Here is a 23,546-nt window from a genome sequence, read left to right as displayed (position 1 = left end):
AGGTTCAAGGTTTAAAGTTCAAGGTTTAAGGTTTTTTAGACGGGTTGCGGGTTTTGAGATTACTTTTTTTACGTGGGGCGAGTTGCTCTTTCTTTTTATTACTGTTTACCCACAAACTTTAAACTAAGAACCTTGAACCCTAAAACTCTTCCACTCTCAAACTTAGTTAGCTAACATCTGCAACCTGCAACCTACAAACCCGACATATCAATTAACAAATATTTAATTCAAAATAATGAGAATTAAGCAACAATTATGTATATTTATAATGCACAACCAAACAAATATTAATTATGAAAAAACTAGTGACTACTTTTAAAGTTTTCGCCGTGTTATCGGTAATGGCACTCTACAGCTGCCAGAATGAAAACAATGAAATGAACCAACAGGAAGCTGTTCAGGCTAAGACAACCATCGATGAGCTGAAAAAAGAAATTACTCCTTCGTCTTCTCAACTTATTCCAGAAGCAGTACAGCTTCAACTGAATGAATCCACCAAAAATCTCGAAACGTATTTAAAAAATGATTTACAGATTGTGGGAGTGGCTGTATTGGGAAAAATTTCAACCCAACAAGGGGTAGAACTGTCTAAAAAACTGATTACGGATAAAGATCAGTTCATTGCTTCCGGAAATATTTTGGATCCATCCTCTGTAAAAATCGGAAAAATTGGAGATTTATATCATGGTGAGGATTTAACAATCGCCCAACAAGGATTAAAAGAAGCTATCACCGGAGAAGTAAAAGCAGGCACCCAGGTTATGGAAGTAACATGGAACGGTAAAAACGGAAAATTTACCACCTTATGTTTTTATGGAGATTCAGGGATTATCTGGGACAATATCTTCGGAGGACTTGTGATGATGGATACCCGAGGAAATTCAGAAACATCTGACAGAGAAGCTTCAAAAGTAGCTTCTACATGGTATAAACAGTGGTGGACAGCCAATTGGCTTTGGGGTTCTAAACGAGGTGAAGCCGGATATAAGATTACCATTTATTATTCAGGATCCACCGTTTCCAATGCAGATGTAAGTGATTGGGGCTATATAAGCTTAGGGAAAGCAAAAAGCGAAAGTAAAATAACTAAAAAGACAGGAGCTTACGGGCAATGTCGCTATGCACTGGGGCTTTGTACACCAACAGGTTCTTTAAGCTTTAACTCCACTAATTTCTCTGTATCATTCTCCGGATTAGGCAGCAATATTGTAAGTAACGGGACAAAATCCCTTTATCCATAGTTATTTTCATAAAAATCAGATTTTAATCAAAACGGGAAGCTCAGTGAGCTTCCCGTTTATTATATTTTATAAGTCTTACCAGATTTTAACTTTTGACTTTAGTGCTTCTATTGCATTTTCTTTAAGTCCAAAAGTATTAATCAATATTTCATACAGCTGTATATCATTTTCTATCGTTATAGATTCCTTTTCACCATCACGAGTCCGGATATTCAGCACATGGTCTGCATAGGTATAACGAGCATTCTCATCTACTTTTGAAAGAATCAGTCTGTTCTTAAAATGAGAATCCGGATGAGTAGACAAATACCAGTTGGAAATATCAAGGTCAACAGGTACTACATTTTCAGGAGTAAATCGATACACAGGAAGCCACTGCTCCTTCCACATCCAAAGCGTATAGGTTTCTTCTTTATGGGAAACTTTAAACATTCCGTTGGGTGTTTGCTGCTGCTCTTCTTCATTTAAAAGTACAGGTGCAGTGAGCGTGGCTGTTCCAAATCCACAATCTACTACATATTGATCTCCATCAAAATCGACAATAAGCAAAAGATGCGTCTGTGCAGCAATACTATCCTCCTGCCTTCCCCAAACTACCCTTCCAAGCTGGAGCTTTACATTGAATCCTAATGTTTTTAAAACTTCACTTAAAAGCAGATTCTGTTCATAGCAATATCCGCCTCTGGATTCAATAACCAACTTTCTGAAAACATCATCTACATTCAAAGAAGGCACTTTTCCAGTATAAGAGTCTATATTTTCAAATGGAATATATTTAGGATGAAGCTGATGTATTTTCCTCAATGTTTCCATGCTCAATTCAGGAGTTCCGGAGAAATGAATGCGTTCCAAATACTTTTCCAGATCTGATGTATTCATAATTTGGTTTTTTGTTTCAAAATAAATAAAAAAGACTTGTAAAATTATTGAAAGATAACCCGAAAATCAATTATAGTTCATCAATAGAACTATGACTTGTGAAAATCCTTTTCCGAGGTTACATCAACTAAATTTTTATTTTTTTTCTGAAAAGCAGAATAAGTAATTACCACACTGACCGCCATTAAAATAAATGCTAAAAAGAAAGGTGCCCCTGAAAATTTGAACGGTGCTTCATCATGCGTGAAATAGTAAAATAAATTAGTCATCATCGGAGGTCCTATAATGGATGTAGCACTCATTAAACTCGTTAATGCTCCCTGAAGTTCTCCCTGTTCATTGGAAGGAACACTTTTCGTGATGACAGACTGTAAAGCCGGTCCGCAAATTCCTCCTAAACAGTAAGGAACCAGAAACACAAACATCATCCAGCCTTCTGAAGCAAAGGCAAACAATAACATTCCTACTGCATAGAAAGCCAATCCGTAATAAATACTTTTCTGCTCGCCCAGTCTGGGTGTTGTATATCTGATAAGCCCGCCCTGTACAAGACCTACCAGCAAACCTACTACTCCCAATGAGATTCCTACCATTCTTTCTGTCCAGCTGAATTTATACATCGTAAAGAAGCTCCAGTTACTCTGTACCGCATGGCCTGCAATATAGATCAATATCAACGAAACAATCAAACCTGAAATTTCAGGGTGCTTGCCTAAAAACTTAAATGAACCAATAGGGTTGGCACGTTTCCAGTCGAATTCTCTTCTTTTATCTTTATCCAAACTTTCAGGAAGGATGAAATATCCATACAAGAAGTTAAGCAGACACAGACCTGCTGCGGCATAGAAAGGAACTCTGGCTCCATAATGTCCTAGAACTCCACCCAGAACAGGTCCTATGATAAATCCGAGCCCAAAAGCAGCACCTATCAGTCCGAAATTCTTAGCCCTGTCTTCATCCGTGGAAATATCAGCAATATAGGCACTGGCGGTAGTGACACTTGCTCCTGTAATCCCTGCAATGATCCTTCCTAAAAACAGCCACCAGATCGTTGGAGCCAGCGCAAGGAAAATATAATCGATTGCAAATCCGAAAAGAGAAATCAGAATGATGGGTCTTCTTCCGTATTTGTCACTAAGATTTCCGACTAACGGAGAGAATATAAATTGCGTAAATGCATAGGCAAATCCAAGCCAGCCACCATATTTTGCAGCTTCACTAATATCTGCATGAATAAGTTCCTCAATTAATTTAGGAACAACAGGGATGATGATTCCCCATCCCGTAATATCGATCAGTAAAGTAATAAATATGAAGCCTATAGCTGCTTTTTTCTTTGAATTTTCCATGATGGTGCAAAATTAATCAAATCTGAAAAATAATGATTCTAAATTATCAATAGTTAATATGTATACTAAAAAAAAGTAAAGCAATACGAGCACGAACAGCTGACCACTATTGGGGTTTTGATTAAAAAAAGGCCGTTTCTTTCGAAACGGCCCTTACTAATTTATTGTAGTTTGTATTACTTAGAAGCGAGTTCTTCTTTAGCAGAAGTAGATTTTCCATGTACCTCTTCTTCTTTCCCAGTCTTAAGGAAGTCATAAGCAATTGCAGACGCCACAAAGATGGATGAATAAGTACCAAATCCAATACCGATTAGCATCGCAAACATGAATCCTCTTAAGTTATCACCTCCGAATATGAAGATCGCAAGGATCACCAAAATCGTAGTGAATGAAGTGTTGAATGTTCTACCCAACGTACTTGAAATAGAGTCATCAAACAGACCAGCTAATGTTAATGATTTTTTCTCTCTCAGGTATTCTCTGATTCTGTCGAAGATAATTACCGTATCGTTAATTGAATATCCTAACACAGTAAGAATCGCAGCAATGAAGTCCTGATTGATCTCCATGTTGAACGGCATATATTTGTGAAGCAATGAATATGCTCCTAAAATAATTACCGCATCGTGGAATAGAGCAGCAACTGCTCCAAGAGAGAACTGCCATTTTCTAAATCTTACCAGGATGTAGATGAAGATCATTGCTAATGCAGCTAATACCGCATAGATACCGTGGGTCTGGATATCATCAGCAACAGAAGGTCCTACTTTCTCAGAAGAAATGATTCCTGCGTGGTCTTTATCAGCAGATTTGAAATCTTTCAATGTTGTTCCTGCCGGTAAGTTTGATTTTAAACCTTCGAATAATTTCTGTTCGATAATCTGGTCAGCCTTTAAAGATTCATCCTCGATAAGGTAATCTGTAGAGATCTTTAATTGTTTATTGTTTCCGAAAGTCTTAGCTTCTACAGAAGAGTTCTTACCGTCTTCAGTTTTGAATAATGCTACTAATTTTTCTTCAACATCTTCAGCTTTTACATCTTTATCAAATCTTACCACATAGTTTCTACCACCGGTAAAATCGATACCATATTTGAAACCGTGTGTAGCGATTGAAACAATACAAATAACTGTAAGAACAGCAGAAACGATGTAAGCATATTTTCTCTTTCCGATGAAATCGATCCAGGTATTTCTGAATAGGTTCTTCGTAGCCGGAGTCCAAACAGAAAGTCCTTTTCCTTTATTTAATCTTGAGAAAATCATTACTCTTGAAAGCAATACAGACGTAAATAATGTCATTAAGATACCGATCATCAACGTCAATGCAAAACCTTTAATAGGCCCTGTTCCGAAGAAGAACAATACAACTGCCGTTAAGAAAGTCGTAGTGTGACCATCGATAATCGCATTTAATGCATGTTTGAAACCATCTTTGTAAGCTTCAAGAATACTTTTCCCAGCGAATAATTCTTCTTTAGTTCTTTCATAAATGATAACGTTCGTATCCACCGCTACTGCCATGGTAAGAACGATACCCGCGATACCTGGAAGCGTAAGGGTAAAGTCACCCGAATCCATAATACCGAAAATATAGAATAAGTTGATCACCATCGCAATTACCGCGTATACACCAGCTCCACCGTAGTAGAAAATGATATAAACAATGATAATAGCAAATGCAATGATAAACGACATTAAACCAGAATCAATAGCCTCTTGTCCTAAAGATGGACCTACAACGGTAGCCTGAACTACTTTTGCACCTGCAGGCAATTTACCAGCACCTAACACATCTACCAGTTCTTTAGCTTCTTCCTGAGAGAAGTTACCAGAGATCTGAGTTCTACCGTTAGGGATAGCATTTACAACGTTAGGAGCTGTGTATACTCTGTTATCAAGAGTTACGGCAACTGGTTTTCCAACGTTTTTCTCAGTTAATGTTTTCCATTCTTTTGCTCCTTTAGAGTCCATCTGCATATCTACCACTACTCTGCTTAGTTCATCGTAGCTGATGTTTGCAGTTTCTACAGCACCGTCTACCGGAGCTTTCTGGTTAATGTTACCTCTGATCGCATACAATACTAAACTTTCAGTATCGGTAGCTTCAGGTTTGTAACCCCACATGAACTGAGTATATTTAATGTTAGCCGGACGTAAAGACTGACCTACTTTGCTGTTTAAAATTTTGTTTACAACTGCAGTATCGGATAATTTTACGTTAGCAACACCATTTGTTCTTAATTTGTCAAGCTGTAAAAGGCTCATGAAGTTCACATTCTTTGCCACTCCCATAGAATCTCCTTTTGCAGCAACCATAGTTGTCAAAGTCTGGAAATAAGGTGCAATTTCAGGAACCTGCTGTACTTCCCAGAACTGAAGTTTTGCAGAAGTCTGAAGCATTTTCTTCACTTTATCGATGTCCTTCATACCAGGCATTTCCACAGAAATCCTCGCTGTACCAGGTACTCTCTGAACGTTTGGCTGGATAGCTCCAAGTTTGTCAATTCTCGTTCTGATTACCTCGAAAGCTGTTCCTACAGATGCATCGATTTTTCTTTTAACAATGCTTTTCACCTGCTCATCAGGTGTGTTGTACTTCACCTCAGTAAGGGTTGTATTTCCGAAAATTTCCGGATCCGCCAACTTAAGATTTGCCCCTTTAGCTTTGTTAATTACATCGAACTGCTCAAAGAAGTTGTCGATGTAAGGTTTAGTAGAATTCTTCTGTGCTTCATCAGTTTTGTTTAAAGCCTCAATAAGAACAGGATTTGTAGAATAATTGGTTAAATCATTCACAAGATCTCTTTGGTTGATTTCCAAAAGAACGTTGATCCCTCCTTTCAAGTCAAGACCAAGTTTCATTTCCTTGTCTTTGGCTTTAGTGTAATAAAGTTTTGTGAATCCTAAATTCAAAGTATCCTTAGAAAGTCTTGCGATTTCTTTTTGATACTTCTCCGGATTGTCTCCTGCAATAGCAGTTGCCTGCTTTTCAATTTTGCTGGCGTACCATGTTGGTAATAGCTCGTTTAAGCAAATCAACCCTAGTACAATAGCGACAATTGTAATAAGTCCTTTTCCTTGCATTTTGTTATAACTACGTTAAATTAAGTCGGCAAATATAATGATTTTCTTGTATTTTATGAATTTTTAACAACAGAAATGGTTTATTTCCAGATATATTGGTATCGTGATTTCTATTTAAGATTTAACAATTTTTTCATACTATCATAATGAAGTCTTCAAAATCGATTGGTATAAAATTTTCATTTACTTTTCCAACACACTAACTCTCAAAATATTATGAAAAAATTACTTTTTAGCATCAGTGTTTTTTCTTCCTTAATTGTTAATTCTCAAAGCATTAATTTGGAAGAATTTGTGACAGGACTTACCAGCCCTGTAGAGATTACGAACGCCAATGACAGCCGCCTTTTTGTGGTTCAACAAGACGGCATCATTAAAATTATTCAACCCAATGGGACTATTAACACAACCAACTTTCTGAATATCGGATCAAAAATTACTTTCGGCGGTGAAAGAGGCCTTCTTGGTCTTGCATTTCATCCTCAATACTCTACCAACGGGTATTTTTTTGTGTATTACAACAACCTTTCAGGCAATATTATTGTTGCCAGATACAGTGTGAGCTCTACAGACCCAAACGTAGCAGATCCTGCTTCTGAAAAAATACTGTTGAATATTCCCAAACCATTCGACAATCACAATGGAGGAAGCATTCATTTTGCTCCTGATGGAAAGCTTTGGATCATCACCGGAGACGGAGGAAGTGGTGGTGACCCGAATAATAATGCCCAAAATAAAAATGTTTTATTAGGGAAAATGTTGAGAATCGATGTGGATGCTACCGGCCCTTACAATATTCCGCCAGACAATCCTTTTGCCGGAGCCGGAGTGGATGGTGCAGACGAGGTATGGGCTTATGGTCTTAGAAATGCCTGGAAATTTTCTTTTGATCTGACTACAGGCAATGCTATGATTGCGGATGTTGGACAGGGAGCAATAGAAGAAATCAACAAAATGCCCATTACTACAGCCGGATTAAATTATGGCTGGCGTTGTTATGAAGGAAATAATGCTTACAATACAGCAGGATGCGCTGCACAGTCTACCATGACCTTCCCTGTTGCTGTATACAACCATTCTGGCGGGAAATGTTCTATCACAGGCGGCTACGTCTATAGAGGAAGCCAATACCCGTCACTTCAGGGAAAATATTTCTTTGCAGATTATTGTTCTTCTCAGATCGGAATGCTGGATACCAATAATACCATTACTTGGACGACTCCTTATTCCGGAAATAACTTTTCTACTTTTGGAGAAGATTATCAAAAAGGATTGTATGTCGCAGATTTGAGCAATGGAAAAATTTTCAAAATATCTACAGGAACTTTAGGAACTAATGAAAATACTTTAGAAGCAGTAAAGGTCTATCCTAATCCTGCTTCAAAAGAAATTTTCATTGATGGGGTAAAAGATAAAAAAGCAACCCTGGAAATCATCAGTGCAGAGGGAAGAAAAGTGATGGAAACGGATCAGATTATTAACGGCAAAGCAATTAATATCTCAGGGATACCTGCCGGAGTGTATTATATTAATCTAAAATCCGGGGAACTGAAATCATATAGTCAGAAATTGATTATTAAATAGTAGTAGCTGGTTTTAAACGCAAACGAAACGCTAAGGCTTTTAAATTCTATAAAAAAGGGTGGCAAAGGCTTTTCACCAAGCAAAAAACATTGGACTACTCTAGACACCTTAATACAATCTTAATGTTTCAAAAAAGTTTAAACAAGTTCAAAACAAACCCACGGGTCTATAAAAAAGCGGTTCAGAATTGAACCGCTTTTATTTTATATAGTCATTGAGAAAATCCTGGTTTCAGGTTTGTTTCTCATCATCCTCAGGTCAAAAACCATGGCTACATTCCTTGTGAATGCTCTTCCGGCTTCTGTAATTTTAACTTCAGTTCCATTGATCTCAACCAAACCGTCATTTTCCATTTCTTTCAGCATTTCCAGCGCATTGTCAAGCTCAGGGAAAGAGTTATTAACATCAAAAGTGGTTTCAAGCTGACACATAAGATTCAGAATATGTCTTCTTACCGTAAGATCCTCATCGCTCAGAACGTGTCCTTTTACAACAGGAATCTCACCTTGTTCAACCATTTTCTGATATTCTTCCACTGTTTTTACATTTTGGGCAAAAGCATACCATGAATCTGAAATAGCAGACATACCAAGCCCAACCATCAGCTGGGTTTTACTAGAGGTATACCCCATAAAATTTCTGTGAAGTTTTTTATGAATCAGAGACTGATACAGATCATCATGCTCAAGAGAGAAGTGATCCATCCCAACCTCAATATATCCTAGATCCTGAAGCAGCTTTTTACCATCTTCATACAAACGGCGTTTTTCTTCTCCACTTGGAAGGTCATTTTCATCAAATCCTCTTTGTCCGACACCTTTCACCCATGGAACGTGTGCGTAAGAATAGAATGCCAGTCTGTCCGGTTTCAATTCCATAGTCTTTCTGATGGTATGTTCCATTGCTTCCCAATTCTGGTGCGGCAATCCGAAAACCAGATCATGGCTGATTCCTCTGTACCCTATTTCCTTTGCCCATTCTGTAACGTTTTTCACATTTTCAAAAGGCTGGATTCTGTTGATGGCTTTCTGAACTTTAGGATCGTAATCCTGAACTCCAAAGCTCACTCTTCTGAAACCAAGGTCATATAAGGTCTGAAGATGTTCCTTCGTCGTATTATTTGGATGCCCTTCAAAAGAAAATTCAGGGTGCTCTGCAATGTCTACCGATGAAAAGATCCCTTCCAGTAATGTTCTTAAATTCTCAGGGGAGAAAAAGGTAGGAGTACCACCTCCCAGGTGTAATTCTTTCAGTTTAGGTCTTTCGTTGAAAAGATCAAGATACAGTTTCCATTCCTTTAAAACACTTTCCAGATAAGGTATTTCAACACTATGCTGTTTGGTGATACGCTTATGGCATGCACAAAACGTACACAATGCCTCACAGAAAGGCAAATGGATATAAATAGAAATTCCCTCCTCTGCATTGCTTTCATGAAAAGACCTGATTACGGTTTCCTTCCATTGTTCCGGTGAAAATGTTGATTCATCCCAATACGGAACGGTAGGATAAGAAGTGTAACGCGGTCCGGGAATATTATACTTATCTATTAAAGAGTTCATTTTGAAAATTAAATTTTATAAGGCTATGAAATTTAACATAATTAAAATTCATCTTACAAAATTAACCATTAGTTATGAATTTTAACCTATGAATTATATTAGGTTCTATTTTATAATGAGTCTAAATACGTATGATCAGGCTTTTGCCCAATAGTGATAAATTCTATTCCTGCTATTTAAAATTTTAATTTCATCACCGCAATTCTGTTATTTCCTGCAAGAACCACTTTATTAGCATCAATCCACTGGCAGACAAAGAATCCCTTTTCATCAGAAATTTTAGTCCATGTTTTTCCAAAATCTGAGGAATAACTGATGTGCTTATCTCCCACTGCCACTATTTCTTTTCCTTTGGATCCCGGTTTTATTTTCACACAAGTGGTATATCCCGCATTCTGTCCTGAAGCCTGAATCTGCCAGGTTTTTCCTGCATCATTTGACGTTGCAATATTATTGATATTAGCATCCTGTTTGGTATAATCTCCTCCTGCTGCTATTCCGAAACGGTCTTCAAAAAAATCAATGGAATACATTCCCTGGGAAGATTCTCCTTGTATGATTGGGGTATTGAACAGTTCTATTTTATCATCTTTCAGGTTCATTCTTAAGATTCTTGAAGCTTTTCCTCCAGTCGCAATCCATAAGTATTTTTTAGAGGATGAAATATTGGTATTGCTGGCGGCAAAAGCAGCTTCGCCATCATTTAACGTTACATTATTTTTAAACATGTTCCATTTCCCATCCTTATATACTGCTAGTTTCAGCAGGTGATCTTTATCTGCGTCACTGAAGGTATAGGCAAGTTTATCATTCACGAAATGCAAAGCATCATAAAACGCTGTTTTTGCAGTATCTTTAAAAATCACCTGTGATTTCAGATCTTTTTTATCAATTTTGAAAAAACGTGCCGGACTTTCAATATTGATTGCATAGAAAGAAGTTTTATTCTGTCCTAGTGTTCTGAACTGAAGTTTTTCTTCAGATAGCCTGACCTGTTTCTGGTTTTTATAGTCTTTAAGATCTACAAACCCGAATTTGGAATCCGTACCGCTGTACCATACTTTGTTGTCATATAGTTCAAGAGCCCTGATACTGATTTTATCGTTAAGAATGGTTTCAAGGCTTTCCACCTGCTGGGAAAACGCTGTAATTCCTACGGACAGGAATACAATGGAAAAAATATTTTTCATAGTAATAGTATTGTGACAAAAAAAACCGCCGAAGCGGTTTATATTATTATTAATCCTGATTCTGATATTTTTCAGGGTTGTTAAGCTTACTGTTTGATTTTCCGTAAAGGAAGTATACCAAACCTCCTAAGAATAACCATACTGCAGAAAGTTCCAATGCATGAGCACTTAGGTTAAAGATCAAATATAGGTTGATAATTACTCCTAATGCCACTACGATTTTATACGCAGGAACTTTAAAAGGTCTGATCAGATTAGGTTCTTTCTTTCTCATTACCCAAACTGCGATACAAACCAGTGTAAATGCAAACAGGGTTCCGAAACTTGTCATATCTGCCAATGTAGAAATTGGTGTAAATGCAGCGATTAAAGCCACTACAATTCCCAATAGGATAATTCCTTTGTAAGGTGTTTTTGTTTTTGGATGAAGCTGTCCGAAGAATTTAGGAATCAACCCGTCTTTTGCCATACCAATGAAGATTCTGGACTGCCCCATCATCATTACCATTACAACAGAAATCAACCCTACAGTAGCAGCAATCGTTACGATATTACTCGCCCAGTGCTTTCCTGCAATTTCAAAAGCATACGCAACAGGTGCTTTGATGGCATCCGGATATCTTCCTTCAGGATTAAAGTCTGTATAATGCATCATCCCTGTCAATACAAGAGATACACAGATATATAAAGCTGTACAGATCAATAGTGAAGCGATGATAGCGAAAGGTACATCTTTTTTAGGGTTAATAGCTTCTCCAGCCTGTGTAGAAACAGCATCAAAACCGATATAAGCAAAGAAAATAGCTGCTGCTCCGGAAATAATACCTTTAATCCCGTAGGCAGAAACCAGATCTCCTTCAGAGTTCTTGATCTTTATCGGATCAGGAATAAAAGGCTTCCAGTTTTTAACACCATCTACCGCATTGTAAAGATCCGTATTAGAGAAAATAATGTATACACCAGCGATAATCACAAAGATAACCGCTGAAGTTTTCATTAAAACGATCAGGTTATTCGCTCCTGCTGCCTCTTTAGTTCCTTTTACCAATAATGCAGTAATTAAAAGAACCAGAATAAATGCTGGCAGGTTCATAGAAAAACCATCTCCGGTATAACTTGCCGGGTCTGATGTCAGATAGGCAGGCAAATGAATATTAAAAATTTTCAAAAATTTATTAAAATAACCGGACCAACTCACGGAGACGGCCATACTCGCCATCGCGTACTCGAGGATGAGACACCATCCCATGGCCCATGCAAAAATTTCTCCTACTGTTCCATATGCATAAGCATAAGCTGAACCCTCTACAGGAATAATGGATGCAAACTCTGCATAGCATAATGCAGCAAAAACGCAGGCGATCCCTGCGATGATAAAGGAAATGGCAAGTGCTGGTCCTGCGTGATAATAGGCTCCTGTTCCTGTAAGAACAAAGATTCCACCACCGATGATAGCACCTACTCCAATTGCTGTTAAACTCCATTTTCCAAGGACTTTTTTCAGCTCACTTTTCTTCATATCTGCCTCATAGGCACTTAGTGGCTTTTTAACCCAAATTTTCGACATGTTTTTTTATTTATTAAGGATTTACGAAAATATAAAAAATTTAGGAACTCCCACGTTTATCGTTAAACTTTCCTCATTTATTTTACATTAAAGGTTTAAAAACCTGAACAACACATTATATAATCCATTTTAAAAAGTCCATATTTTTGCTTATTTTTGATTGCATGAATTTATATGATCTTTTTGTAAAGCCTTATGAAAGCTATGATTCTTTACAAATTATGTTGGAAGCATCAGGTGCAATTTTCGGAATACTGAGCGTATTTTTTTCCATAAAGAAAAATATATGGGTGTATCCTACCGGCATTATTTCAACGCTGATCTATGTATATCTTCTTTTCAATGCCGGGCTTCTGGGAGACTGTATGATTAACGTCTATTATACTGTCATGAGTATTTATGGATGGGTTCTATGGGCAAGAAATTCTGAAGATCATGTTCACGTAGAAGTTACATGGGCTACCCGAAAAGAATGGATACATGCAAGTATTCTTTTTGTGCTGAGTTTGGCATTTGTTACTTTTATTTATTATTGCAAACCTTATATTGATCATTTAGAAGGTGGTTATTTGGGATTGTATCATCTCGACTGGGCCAATTGGATGGATATTTTTACCACTTCCATATTTTTAGTAGGAATGTGGTTGATGGCCAAACAGCGCATTGAGAGCTGGATTTTCTGGATTCTCGGAGATCTTATTTGTATTCCTATGATGATTTTTAAGGGACTTGGAATCACTTCGGTTCAATATTTGGTATTTACTATAATGGCTATCTTAGGATACGTCAATTGGAAAAAAAGTTTTAAAGAAAAAAAAGTACAATAAAGTCATGAAAAATTTATTTAAAATAGCAGTCAGTATTTTTGCTATTACCAGTTTAACCTCTTGTTTAGCATATACCGACGGATACGGAAGCAATAGTGGTTACGGATATGGTGATCCCTATTACAACAACGGGTATTATTATGCTCCTTCAGGATACTACGGAAGCGGAGGATATTGGGGCAATGATGGCTATTATTACAGAAACAACGTTAATTATTACTATGATAATGGCATTCCTTATTATTATGACAATTATAATAACTCCAGAAGAAAAGTCTATGTAGAAAGAAGATCATCTTCTTCTTCAAGACCTCAAAACGGATTCAAGAATACGCGTACAACGAACAGTAACGGTTCATACAATAATAACGGAGGATTCAATAATAATAGAAACTCTAACAGCAACAGCGGATTCAGAAACCAGAATAGTGGTTATCAAAACAATCAGGGAAATCAGAACAACAGTGGTTTCAGAAACTCCAACAGTAACAGTGGATTCAGAAATCAAAACAGCAGTAATCAGAACAACCAGGGAAACCAGAATAACAGTGGTTTCAGAAATTCCGGAGGCAGCAGATCAGAGTCTTCCGGCGGTGGATTCAGGAATAGCTCGGGCAGCCAAAGCACCAGTTCAAGCAGACAGCAGAGCGGCGGTGGCGGCTTTAGATAAAACGATTATAAATAAGGAAACGAACAGCTAACACTGTTCGTTTTTCATTTAAAATATAGTAATTTTGCTTCTTCATTTAACAAAAAAATATGGAATTTTATAAATATCAGGGAACAGGGAATGATTTTGTAATGGTAGACAACCGTGATCTCCAATTTACTAAAGATAAAGATAGCATTGAAAAATTATGTGACAGACGTTTCGGAATAGGTGCTGACGGTCTTATTCTATTGGAAAACGATCCTCATTTTGACTTCAAAATGGTGTACTACAATTCTGATGGTGGAGAAAGTACAATGTGCGGAAACGGAGGAAGATGCCTTGTCGCTTTTGCTTTTTTCCTTGACATTTTTGAAGACAAATGCAAATTCATTGCGACAGATGGTGAACATGAAGCTGAAATCCATAACGGAATCATTAAATTAAAAATGATCAATGTGGATACTATCTCCCGCGACGGAAATGATTTTGTTCTGAATACCGGATCTCCTCATTATGTAAAATATGTTGACAATCTGAAAGATTATCACGTTTATGACGAAGGATATGGCATCAGAAATTCAGAAAAATATAAAGAAAAAGGAATCAATGTGAACTTTGTAGAAAAAATTTCCGATAATGAAATTTTTGTAAGAACCTATGAACGAGGCGTTGAGGACGAAACTTACAGTTGCGGAACAGGAGTTACAGCTTCTGCTTTAACTTTTCTGCAAAAACATAATCTAACCTCTGTAAAAGTTAAAACTTTAGGTGGAAACCTTAAAGTACATGCTGAAAAAAGCGGTGATGCATTCCAGAATATTTGGCTGGAGGGTCCTGCAAAGCAAGTTTTTAGAGGTAAGACAGATCTTCTTTAAAAACAAAAAACTTTTAATCAACATTGATAAGAATGAAAAAAGCAATTCTCATTGTCATTCTGCTGGTTTTTGTAGTGGCAGGATTTTTTAGTTTGAGATTTTATAATAAATACTTAGGAAATAACGTAGAAAAGGATGGTTACGTTCTGATTCCTCATAGAGCAGGATTTAAACAGATCCTCGATTCTATTGCTCCTTATATTAAAGACAGGGAATCTTTTGAAGCTGTAGCTAAGGAAAAAGGCCTTGATACGAATTTTAAAGCAGGGCGATATCATATTCAGGGCGGAACAGGTAACAAAAACCTTGTCAATATGATCAAAGCAGGTAACCAGACTGCAAACTCTTACAGAATCGGGGATTTTGGAGATATGTATCAGATGATTGGTAAGGTGACCAAAAAAACGGAAATTGATTCATTACATTTTGTGAATGATCTGGATGCCGTGGCACAGGAGAAAGGCTATAAAAATGTTGAAGATTTAAAAAAATATTTTTTCATCGATACGTATAATTTTTTCTGGACAGTAAGTCCGAGAGAATTTTTTGCGAAGTTCGAAAATCAGTATAATGATTTCTGGACGAGTGAAAGAAAGAACAAGGAGCAGCAGTCCGGGCTTACAAGAGATCAGATTTATGCTTTAGCTTCCATTGTTTATAAAGAATCAGGAGGGAAAAAGGATGAAATGAAAACCATTGCAGGATTATATTTAAACCGTTACAGAAAAGGAATGAAACTTCAGTCTGATCCTACGGTAATTTATGCAATTAATAAGCAGACTAATTTTAAAGAACCTATAAAAAGGGTATTATATAAGCATTTGTCTACACCATCACCTTATAATACTTATGCCAATGCAGGTATTCCTCCGGGACCTATCTGTGTAGTGGATAAGAATTCAATAGATGCTGTTTTAAATGCCGAAAACAACAACTATATATTTATGTGTGCTGATCCGGCAAGATTCGGATACCATAAGTTTACTGCAAGTGCTGAAGAACATGCAGTGAATGCAAAGGCTTATCAGGACTGGCTCAACTCAAAAAATATAAAATAAGTTTAGAAGCACCAGAAAATTTAAACAGTTAGAAAAAAATATACAACCATAATGTTTTGATGTTCACATTATTATAGACACTCAAAATATTAAGGGTTATTCTTTCACGATCTTATACAAAAAAATAACCTATGAAGAATAAGACAGAAATTGTCACTATTTTCACCAGAAAAACTTTAGGACTTACCTTAGTACTTTCAGCGGCAGCACTAGCTTTTGCACAAGAAAAGGCTGGAGTTTCAGGAATCATTGTCAACAAAAAAAATCAACCGGTTCCTTACGCTTCCGTAACTTTCAGCAATAAAGCCAACAAGACTTTAAGTGATGCTGTACTAACTGATGAAAAAGGACAGTATCAGCTGCAACTTATGCCCGGAGACTATGACATTACAGTAGAAGCTATTGATTACAAAAAAAGTGTAGTCAGCAAAAACATTGCAAAAGCAGGTAATATCGGTGCTCTATCTATTGAAGCAGAGGCAACCTCTACTGTAGATGGTAAAACGAAAGAAATACAGGGTGTTGTTATTACCGCATCAGCAACCAAAGCATATAAAGTAGAACTTGATAAGAAAACTTATGATCCTTCACAGGATATTGTAAGTAAAGGAGGAAATCTTCAGGATGTTTTGACCAACGTTCCCTCGGTTTCCGTAGATACAGACGGAACGGTATCGATGAGAGGAAATTCCAACGTAAAGTTTCTTATCAACGGAAAGCCGTCTTCTCTTCTTGGAATAGACGATGGCGCCAATGCTTTGCAAAGTATTCCTGCGGATCAGATTGAAAGAATTGAGGTAATTACCAACCCTTCTTCTAAATTTGAGGCAAGTGGAACAGCCGGTATTCTGAACATCATTCTTAAAAAGGATAAAAAGATGGGATTCAATGGTAGCGTAACCGGAACTTTAGGTTACCTTCCAAGAACCAATCTTAATGCAAACCTAAACTGGAGAAAAGGTAACTGGACCTGGTTTTTAAATGGCGGTGGCGGTTATCAGAAGAATGAAAGTACCATGAAGAATACAACTACCAGAAAGGATGATATTGGCAGCTTAGCTTCAACAGCATTCCCTTTTACTCAGTATTCCCAACAAAATGGTAAGACAACCAGAGAAAGTGACACTTATAACGTGACGGCTGGTTTTACTCATGACTTCAGTGATAAGACTTCTATCAATTTCTCGGGAATGATCAGAAGTTTTGATACAGATCAAACCGGAATTAACACTTATAATGAAAGGCTTTATAAAGATGCTTCTACCGTAAATGATGTTGTTAGAGAAAGAAATAGCTTTGGAAATAACAAAAATCTGGCAACACAGTTTGATCTTGGACTTGATCAGAAAATTGGAGATAACGGCCAGTTATTATCCGCATCCGCAAGTTACCAGACGAACAAAACAGACGGAACCAATCAGATTGTACAGAGAACTTTTATCAATAATCTTTTACAACCTACCGGTACTATTAATAATGTAAGTACAGATTCTAAAACGGATACCTTTATTGGAAAAATTGATTATGAACTTCCAATAGGTGAAAAGTCTAAATTAGAAGCAGGAGCACGTTATGATTATAACAGAAACACGTATGATTATTTTGTGGACCAAAGTAATAACGGACAGCCTTCCTTTACAAGATTTGATTTTACAAGTAACACGGTATATTCTGAAAATATTCTTGGAGTGTATGCACAGTTTAAAAGTAAAATTGGAGAAAAATTTGCGTATCAGTTAGGATTAAGAAGTGAGACTTCAAAAATTGACGTTAATTTTCAAAATTATGATGTAAACGGAAACCCGGCAAATACTCCAGAGGTTAATAAAAACTACACTAAGTTCTTCCCTTCTGTATTTTTAAGCTATGACCTCGCAAAGAACAATCAGATCTTGTTAAACTATTCAAGAAGAATTAACCGTCCGAGAGCTTTCTCCCTGATTCCATTTATGTCTTTTGATGATGACAGAAACTACTTCAGAGGAAACCCGGATCTTAATCCAACCTACGAAAACTCTTTTGAACTTGGATACAATCTTTCAAATAAAAAGATTACGTTTAATCCAACTTTGTATTTTAAAAAGTCTGAAGATGAGCAAAACAGATATCAATACATCGATGAGACCGGAGCTGTCAATACCATGCCTTTCAACGTGGGTACGGAGACCAATTATGGTTTGGATCTGAATGGAACTTACGATCCTTACAGCTGGTGGAAAATAATGCTTTCTGCTGACCTTTACGGATATAAAAATACAGGAAGCTTTAACCTATTCCCTGACAATCCACGAACTGTAAATGATTTCTCAGGTTCCGGATTTTCATACAGAATACGTTTTAACAATACTTTTAAGCCTACTAAAAACTTAAGCCTTCAAATCCAAAGTTTCTACAGAGCTGCTGAGAAAACAGCTATGAATAACAGAAAGGCCATGTATGGTATAGACTTAGGAGTAAGCCAGACCATATGGAAAGGAAACGGAATTATAGGATTCAACATCAGAGACATCTTTAATACCAGAAAAATGAAAAACTTCTCTGATAATGCCCAATTTACCAGAGAAATGGAAATGCAATGGCAGCCAAGACAGTTTGCTTTATCCTTCACTTATAAGTTCAAGCAAGGTGAGAAGATTGATGCCAAACCAAAAATGAAGAAAGATATTAATTCTAATACAAAAGGGGACGAAGAACAAGGCGGCCCAATGTAATACAGCAAAAATCCCGAAAGTTTCTTTCGGGATTTTTTATTTCTGTTATTTTACAGGTTCTGCTTTTGCGTATTTTTCTTTTTCAGCTTCATAAATTCTCCTTCTCAGATCGCTGGTGGAAAACCTATGGTCTCTTTTGTTGAAAAATAGCTCAATTCCTTTTTCTTCACAGTATTTCTTACCTGTAAAGTCTTTGTCCATGTAATCATCCCCGATGATTCTTACGTCAATCACAAATGATTTAAGAATATCCAAAAGGTCTTCTTCTGTGTAATAAGGAATAATCTCATCCACAGCATTCACCGCTTTCAGTTGGATATATCTTTCAACAATAGTCTGACTTGGCTTATTTTTGTTTGGACGATCGTGGGACGGATCGATTTGAAGTCCGACGATTAAATAGTCACATACAGTTTTAGCTTCTTCAAGCATTTTAATGTGACCTGCATGCAATAAGTCAAATGACGAAAATGTAATACCTATTCTCTGTGTCTTCATATTAATGTTAAATTAAAGCTTCGCTGAAATAAATGTTTTTTAAAAAGATAAAACACCAAATTTCAAGGAAGATGTTTTTGTAATTTGTTTTATGATCGTTTAAATTGCTCTTTCTATATAAGCATTTCTCAATGCTAAGTTATGAATTTCTGGTGTTCAGATATTTTTGCCATTCCCAAACTGTTCTTAAAGCTTCTTCAAGCGAGGTTTCAGACTTCCAGTGAAGTTCTTTCTCAGCTTTATCCGGGTTGGCATATGCAATAGTGATATCCCCTTCCCTTCTGGCACAGATCTGATAAGGCACTTCTACATGATTGGCTTTTTCAAAAGCTTTTACCACTTCCAGTACAGATGAACCCTTTCCTGTTCCCAGGTTGTAGACATCTATCACAGCATCCGATGAAGGATCCTCTATCAGTTTCTTTAATGCCGCAACATGTGCTTTTGCCAAGTCAACAACATAGATATAGTCACGAACGGCCGTTCCATCCTCTGTAGGGTAATCATCACCCCATATATTCAATTTCTCACGAATTCCGGAAGCCGTCTGCATCACATAAGGCACTAGATTATTAGGAATCCCTATCGGCAATTCTCCCAGTTTTCCTGAAGGATGTGCTCCGATTGGATTAAAATATCTTAATAGTGATATTTTACTTTGATAGGCTTTTGCAAAATCAATCAGGATCTGCTCTCCCATTTGTTTTGTTTTCCCATAGACACTTTCAGGGGTTTTCAACGGGGTATTTTCATCTATCGGCATTACATCTGCCTGTCCGTATACCGTACATGATGAGCTGAAAATAAAGTTGGAGATCTTTCTTGCTTTAAATTCCTGAAGAATATTAATCAAAGAAAACAGATTATTCTCATAATAATCAACAGGAATGATCTGGCTCTCTCCTACCGCTTTAGAGGCAGCAAAATTGATACAGCCATCAATCTGATGAGCATCAAACACCTGGGTAAGAAGTTCTTTTCTTCTTAAATCAAAAGGATAAAAAACAGGCTTCTTACCTGTAATGTCCTCAATATTTTTTAAAATAAACCTTTCCGTATTGGATAAATCATCTACAATAACCACTTCAAAGTCGTTATTGAGAAGTTCTACAACAGTGTGAGAACCAATATATCCAAGTCCGCCGGTAACAAGTATTGCCATTTTTTTATCTTTTGCGCTTTCTTAGTCTTCGCTTTTTCCTATATTTTCTATTTCATTGATTCCTGTTTCTTCTATCTCACTCTTTTTATTAAGATAAAAAATATAAAAAACAATAAAACCTATAACTCCTGTATTAAAAGTAATTACAAAGTTATAATATGAGTTATTAACATAAGTTTTAACCAGGGTATATTCGGCATAACAAACCAGAATAAAGATCATTACTGCAAAAAAATTGAGGATAGTTTTTGCCCGTTTTATTCTAAAATAAATGATCCCTCCTGAAATTAAATTTATGATAATATAAAAAGAGTATTTTGCGACATTTTCATAAATACTCTCTTTATAATATGTGGAATAAGATGAGGAATTATAAGACTTCAATGTATTTATGATATAGATTGAATACAGCCCCACAATAAAAAGGTGAAATCCTAAAAAGAATTTATATTTTCTCCCTTTTAAAAAAAATTCCTTCATACTTATTTTTATCCCATAAACTCAAGCACTGCATCCGTAATATACTTCAGCTGTTCTTCGTCTAATTCTGTATGCATTGGCAACGAAATTACCTGATCCAAAAGCTTATCTGTATTCACAAAGTCTGCAGCGTTGCTTTCCTGGAAGTATGCTTTTTGCTTTCTTAATGCTACCGGATAATAGATCATTGCAGGAATTTCTTTTTCCGCTAAAAACTTCTGAAGCTCATTACGTTTTCCATTCAGTATCCTTAATGTATACTGGTGGAATACGTGAGTAGAGTTTTCCGCTCTTTTTGGAGTCAGAATATTCGGGTTCCCTTCAAAAGCTTCATCATAAAAATCAGCTGCTTTTCTTCTTGCTTCGTTGTAAGAATCAAGATGAGGAAGTTTCTTTCTTAAAACCGCAGCCTGAATACTGTCCAAACGTGAGTTTACTCCTACCTCATCATGGTAATATCTTTCGTACATTCCATGGTTTACAATTCCTCTTAAACGGTGGGCTAATTCATCATTATTGGTAAAGATAGCACCTCCGTCTCCGTAGCATCCCAGGTTTTTGGAAGGGAAGAAAGAAGTGGTTCCCACAGTAGACATTGTTCCTGCCTGTTTTACACTTCCGTCAGAGAATGTATATTCTGAACCGATTGCCTGAGCATTGTCTTCAACAACAAATAAATTGTGCTCTTCAGCAATTTTTAAAATTTCCTCCATATTAGCGCACTGTCCGAAAATATGCACCGGAATTATCGCTTTTGTTTTGGGCGTAATTGCTTTTTTAATCTGTTCAGTAGAGATTGTGAATGTATCATAATCTACATCTACCAGTACAGACTTTAATTTAAGCAGGTGAATAACTTCTACTGTAGCAGCAAAAGTAAAATCAGCTGTTATAATTTCGTCTCCTTCTTTCAGATCCAACGCCATCAGGGCAATCTGTAATGCATCTGTACCATTGGCACACGGAATAACATGTTTTACGTCTAAATAAGACTCCAATTCATTCTGGAAAGACTTTACTTCAGGACCGTTAATAAATGCCGCAGAATCCATTACATTCAAAACTGCATTGTCTACATCATTCTTTATTTTGTAATACTGACTTTGCAAGTCAACCATCTGAATTTTTTTCATATACTAAATATTTCTGTAAAAATAAGGAATTTAAAATCCTATCAAAAATTTTATTGATTTTGTTTTTATCTTTATACAAATAAATTTTATGAAAAAACTTTTACTCTTTTGTTTCCTAACTGGTTACCTTGCCGTTTCCGCACAAACGGAGCTCGTCTTTGTTTACTTCACGGATAAGCCTAATAAAGCTGCTTTTTACGCCAATCCGCTGTCGGAACTCAGCCAGAAATCACTCAACAGGCGTACCGCGCTGGGAATTCCCCTCAATGATCAGGATGCTCCTATTGAACAGTCTTATCTTCAGAATCTTCAAAATTTGGGATTTGTTGTTACGGATTATTCAAAATGGCTTAATGGTGCAGCAGTTAATGCTACTCCTGCACAAAAAACATTACTTCAGGCTCAAACTTATGTTTCCTCTGTTGAAAGTTTTGCCAGAAACAGTTCTGCTACTGTGAAACCAGCACCAGGAAAATGGAAAGACGATGCCAGCATCAATAAAATACTTACCAATTTTAATTACGGTTCCGGAGCCGGACAAATAGATCAGGTGAATATCCGGCCGCTTCATCTGGCAGGCTATACGGGAACAGGAATTTCCATAGCGGTGATTGATGCCGGATTTCCAACGGTGAATACAGGTGCTGCTTTTTCAAGATTGTGGACCAATAATCATATCAAAGCCTCTTATGATTTTGTAACCAAAACCGGAGACATCTACAATGCATCTCTCAGTACTCATGGCTCCGTCGTGTTAGGTGCTATTGGCGGATATCTTCAAGACGCTTTTGTAGGAGCTGCACCTGATGCTGACTTTTATCTTTACCGCAGTGAAAATGCTACCGTAGAGATTCCCGAAGAAGAACTCTACTGGATTGAAGCTGCTGAGGAAGCAGATCGAAAAGGAGTAGAAATTATTACTTCTTCACTAGGATACAATGTTTTTGACGAAAGCCGTTACAATTACACATATGCCAATATGGACGGGAATACTTCATTTATTGCCCGTGGAGCAGGTATTGCCGCTGACAAGGGTATTTTTGTTCTTGCTGCTGCAGGAAACTCCGGACAACAGCCCTGGCATTACCTTATGACACCCTCTGACAATGCAAAAGTATTTTCTATCGGATCTGTAGATTCAGCCGGAAATGCATCCGGATTTTCTTCTTTCGGGCCTAATGCTCTCGGGGTGGTAAAACCGGATGGAAGTACCCAAGGGAGCGGTACAACAACCGTGTATGATAATGCGACCTTAGTTGTAAACGGAACTTCTATTGCTACTCCTATTGCCGCAGGCGGTGTTGCATGTCTTATTCAGGCATTCCCAACAATGAACAGAGAGCAGATGAGAGCAAAGCTGAGACAAACGGCTTCACTTTATCCTGCCCATACCGATCAGACAGGATTTGGAATTCTTAATTTCGGAAGTTTATACAATCTGGTTCTAAATACCTCTGAGACTGTAAAAAAAGCCCAGTTCTCCATATTCCCGAATCCTGCAAAAAACATCCTGAATATTGCGTCAGAGCAAGAAGTTCAGACGTTAGAAATATATGATAACCTGGGAAGACTCATCAGAAAAAGCAACAACCAGAAATCTATAAAAGTGGAAGATTTTTCCAAAGGAACTTATTATCTGAAGATTCAGATGAAGGACAAGGTTTTCTACGAAAAATTCTTAAAGGAATAATT

17 protein-coding genes are annotated in these 23,546 nt (G+C 37.0%); 8 read left to right on the top strand and 9 right to left on the bottom strand.

The features are described from left to right. Positions 1 to 293 precede the first annotated feature (293 nt). A complete protein-coding gene (locus tag PZ898_RS00325) occupies positions 294 to 1,241 on the top strand; it encodes a hypothetical protein (protein WP_062670738.1) in 948 nt (315 codons plus the stop codon). 75 nt (positions 1,242 to 1,316) lie between these two features. Here the strand turns inward: PZ898_RS00325 and PZ898_RS00320 are convergent, their stop codons facing one another. The 3 genes from PZ898_RS00320 to secD form a co-directional block, all read right to left on the bottom strand. Continuing rightward, entirely contained in the window at positions 1,317 to 2,120 is an 804-nt protein-coding gene (locus PZ898_RS00320) for an arylamine N-acetyltransferase (RefSeq protein WP_277694489.1), read from the bottom strand. Between the two features lie 89 nt (positions 2,121 to 2,209). Further along, positions 2,210 to 3,469, bottom strand: a complete 1,260-nt coding sequence (locus PZ898_RS00315; RefSeq protein ID WP_120230597.1) for a TCR/Tet family MFS transporter — start codon at positions 3,467 to 3,469, stop codon at positions 2,210 to 2,212. A gap of 176 nt (positions 3,470 to 3,645) precedes the next feature. Continuing rightward, complete coding sequence (gene secD, locus PZ898_RS00310) at positions 3,646 to 6,555, bottom strand: protein translocase subunit SecD (protein ID WP_062670743.1); 2,910 nt, start codon at positions 6,553 to 6,555, stop codon at positions 3,646 to 3,648. A gap of 216 nt (positions 6,556 to 6,771) precedes the next feature. On the opposite strand from secD, the gene PZ898_RS00305 reads away from it, so the two are divergent. Continuing rightward, a complete protein-coding gene (locus tag PZ898_RS00305) occupies positions 6,772 to 8,139 on the top strand; it encodes a PQQ-dependent sugar dehydrogenase (protein ID WP_277694488.1) in 1,368 nt (455 codons plus the stop codon). Positions 8,140 to 8,342: 203 nt separating this feature from the next. Here the strand turns inward: PZ898_RS00305 and hemN are convergent, their stop codons facing one another. From hemN to PZ898_RS00290, 3 genes are all read right to left on the bottom strand, one after another. After that, positions 8,343 to 9,701, bottom strand: coding sequence for an oxygen-independent coproporphyrinogen III oxidase (gene hemN, locus PZ898_RS00300; RefSeq protein WP_062670747.1), 1,359 nt, complete (start codon positions 9,699 to 9,701; stop codon positions 8,343 to 8,345). 176 nt (positions 9,702 to 9,877) lie between these two features. After that, complete coding sequence (locus tag PZ898_RS00295) at positions 9,878 to 10,891, bottom strand: glycosyl hydrolase (RefSeq protein ID WP_277694487.1); 1,014 nt, start codon at positions 10,889 to 10,891, stop codon at positions 9,878 to 9,880. Between the two features lie 49 nt (positions 10,892 to 10,940). After that, positions 10,941 to 12,458: an amino acid permease gene (locus tag PZ898_RS00290; RefSeq protein WP_062670751.1), complete on the bottom strand. Its 1,518-nt coding sequence runs from the start codon at positions 12,456 to 12,458 to the stop codon at positions 10,941 to 10,943. A gap of 164 nt (positions 12,459 to 12,622) precedes the next feature. Here PZ898_RS00290 and pnuC point away from each other — a divergent pair, with 164 nt between their 5' ends. The 5 genes from pnuC to PZ898_RS00265 all read left to right on the top strand — a co-directional run bounded on the left by pnuC (position 12,623) and on the right by PZ898_RS00265 (position 18,581). Next, complete coding sequence (gene pnuC / locus PZ898_RS00285) at positions 12,623 to 13,285, top strand: nicotinamide riboside transporter PnuC (protein WP_062670753.1); 663 nt, start codon at positions 12,623 to 12,625, stop codon at positions 13,283 to 13,285. 4 nt (positions 13,286 to 13,289) lie between these two features. Continuing rightward, complete coding sequence (locus PZ898_RS00280; RefSeq protein WP_277694486.1) at positions 13,290 to 13,955, top strand: hypothetical protein; 666 nt, start codon at positions 13,290 to 13,292, stop codon at positions 13,953 to 13,955. An 89-nt stretch (positions 13,956 to 14,044) separates the two neighbouring features. Next, positions 14,045 to 14,812 (top strand): diaminopimelate epimerase, encoded by a 768-nt coding sequence (gene dapF / locus PZ898_RS00275; RefSeq protein ID WP_277694485.1) that lies wholly within the window; start codon positions 14,045 to 14,047, stop codon positions 14,810 to 14,812. Between the two features lie 32 nt (positions 14,813 to 14,844). Next, positions 14,845 to 15,870, top strand: coding sequence for an endolytic transglycosylase MltG (gene mltG, locus PZ898_RS00270; protein WP_277694484.1), 1,026 nt, complete (start codon positions 14,845 to 14,847; stop codon positions 15,868 to 15,870). A 131-nt stretch (positions 15,871 to 16,001) separates the two neighbouring features. Beyond that, entirely contained in the window at positions 16,002 to 18,581 is a 2,580-nt protein-coding gene (locus tag PZ898_RS00265) for a TonB-dependent receptor (RefSeq protein ID WP_062670760.1), read from the top strand. Between the two features lie 45 nt (positions 18,582 to 18,626). On the opposite strand, the gene PZ898_RS00260 is transcribed toward PZ898_RS00265, so the two are convergent. The 3 genes from PZ898_RS00260 to PZ898_RS00250 form a co-directional block, all read right to left on the bottom strand. Further along, a complete protein-coding gene (locus PZ898_RS00260; protein ID WP_062670769.1) occupies positions 18,627 to 19,079 on the bottom strand; it encodes an adenylyltransferase/cytidyltransferase family protein in 453 nt (150 codons plus the stop codon). A 139-nt stretch (positions 19,080 to 19,218) separates the two neighbouring features. Continuing rightward, positions 19,219 to 20,241, bottom strand: coding sequence for a UDP-glucose 4-epimerase GalE (gene galE, locus PZ898_RS00255; protein ID WP_216444961.1), 1,023 nt, complete (start codon positions 20,239 to 20,241; stop codon positions 19,219 to 19,221). Positions 20,242 to 20,729: 488 nt separating this feature from the next. Further along, positions 20,730 to 21,854, bottom strand: coding sequence for a DegT/DnrJ/EryC1/StrS family aminotransferase (locus PZ898_RS00250; protein WP_277694483.1), 1,125 nt, complete (start codon positions 21,852 to 21,854; stop codon positions 20,730 to 20,732). A gap of 88 nt (positions 21,855 to 21,942) precedes the next feature. Here PZ898_RS00250 and PZ898_RS00245 point away from each other — a divergent pair, with 88 nt between their 5' ends. Next, complete coding sequence (locus PZ898_RS00245) at positions 21,943 to 23,544, top strand: S8/S53 family peptidase (protein WP_277694482.1); 1,602 nt, start codon at positions 21,943 to 21,945, stop codon at positions 23,542 to 23,544. The last annotated feature ends 2 nt before the right edge of the window (positions 23,545 to 23,546 follow it).

The organism is Chryseobacterium sp. WX, from assembly GCF_029542485.1.
Lineage (GTDB): Bacteria > Bacteroidota > Bacteroidia > Flavobacteriales > Weeksellaceae > Chryseobacterium > Chryseobacterium cucumeris.
This window is presented reverse-complemented; position numbering and strand designations above follow the sequence as displayed.

Bases quoted from the DNA above. Each gene is read 5' to 3' on its own strand.
- secD (WP_062670743.1), bottom strand. From the start codon at position 6,555: ATGCAAGGAAAAGGACTTATTACAATTGTCGCTATTGTACTAGGGTTG.
- PZ898_RS00260 (WP_062670769.1), bottom strand. From the start codon at position 19,079: ATGAAGACACAGAGAATAGGTATTACATTTTCGTCATTTGACTTATTG.
- PZ898_RS00325 (WP_062670738.1), top strand. From the start codon at position 294: ATGAAAAAACTAGTGACTACTTTTAAAGTTTTCGCCGTGTTATCGGTA.
- PZ898_RS00245 (WP_277694482.1), top strand. From the start codon at position 21,943: ATGAAAAAACTTTTACTCTTTTGTTTCCTAACTGGTTACCTTGCCGTT.
- PZ898_RS00290 (WP_062670751.1), bottom strand. From the start codon at position 12,458: ATGTCGAAAATTTGGGTTAAAAAGCCACTAAGTGCCTATGAGGCAGAT.
- PZ898_RS00315 (WP_120230597.1), bottom strand. From the start codon at position 3,469: ATGGAAAATTCAAAGAAAAAAGCAGCTATAGGCTTCATATTTATTACT.
- hemN (WP_062670747.1), bottom strand. From the start codon at position 9,701: ATGAACTCTTTAATAGATAAGTATAATATTCCCGGACCGCGTTACACT.
- dapF (WP_277694485.1), top strand. From the start codon at position 14,045: ATGGAATTTTATAAATATCAGGGAACAGGGAATGATTTTGTAATGGTA.
- mltG (WP_277694484.1), top strand. From the start codon at position 14,845: ATGAAAAAAGCAATTCTCATTGTCATTCTGCTGGTTTTTGTAGTGGCA.
- PZ898_RS00320 (WP_277694489.1), bottom strand. From the start codon at position 2,120: ATGAATACATCAGATCTGGAAAAGTATTTGGAACGCATTCATTTCTCC.
- PZ898_RS00250 (WP_277694483.1), bottom strand. From the start codon at position 21,854: ATGAAAAAAATTCAGATGGTTGACTTGCAAAGTCAGTATTACAAAATA.
- pnuC (WP_062670753.1), top strand. From the start codon at position 12,623: ATGAATTTATATGATCTTTTTGTAAAGCCTTATGAAAGCTATGATTCT.
- PZ898_RS00295 (WP_277694487.1), bottom strand. From the start codon at position 10,891: ATGAAAAATATTTTTTCCATTGTATTCCTGTCCGTAGGAATTACAGCG.
- PZ898_RS00305 (WP_277694488.1), top strand. From the start codon at position 6,772: ATGAAAAAATTACTTTTTAGCATCAGTGTTTTTTCTTCCTTAATTGTT.
- galE (WP_216444961.1), bottom strand. From the start codon at position 20,241: ATGGCAATACTTGTTACCGGCGGACTTGGATATATTGGTTCTCACACT.
- PZ898_RS00280 (WP_277694486.1), top strand. From the start codon at position 13,290: ATGAAAAATTTATTTAAAATAGCAGTCAGTATTTTTGCTATTACCAGT.
- PZ898_RS00265 (WP_062670760.1), top strand. From the start codon at position 16,002: ATGAAGAATAAGACAGAAATTGTCACTATTTTCACCAGAAAAACTTTA.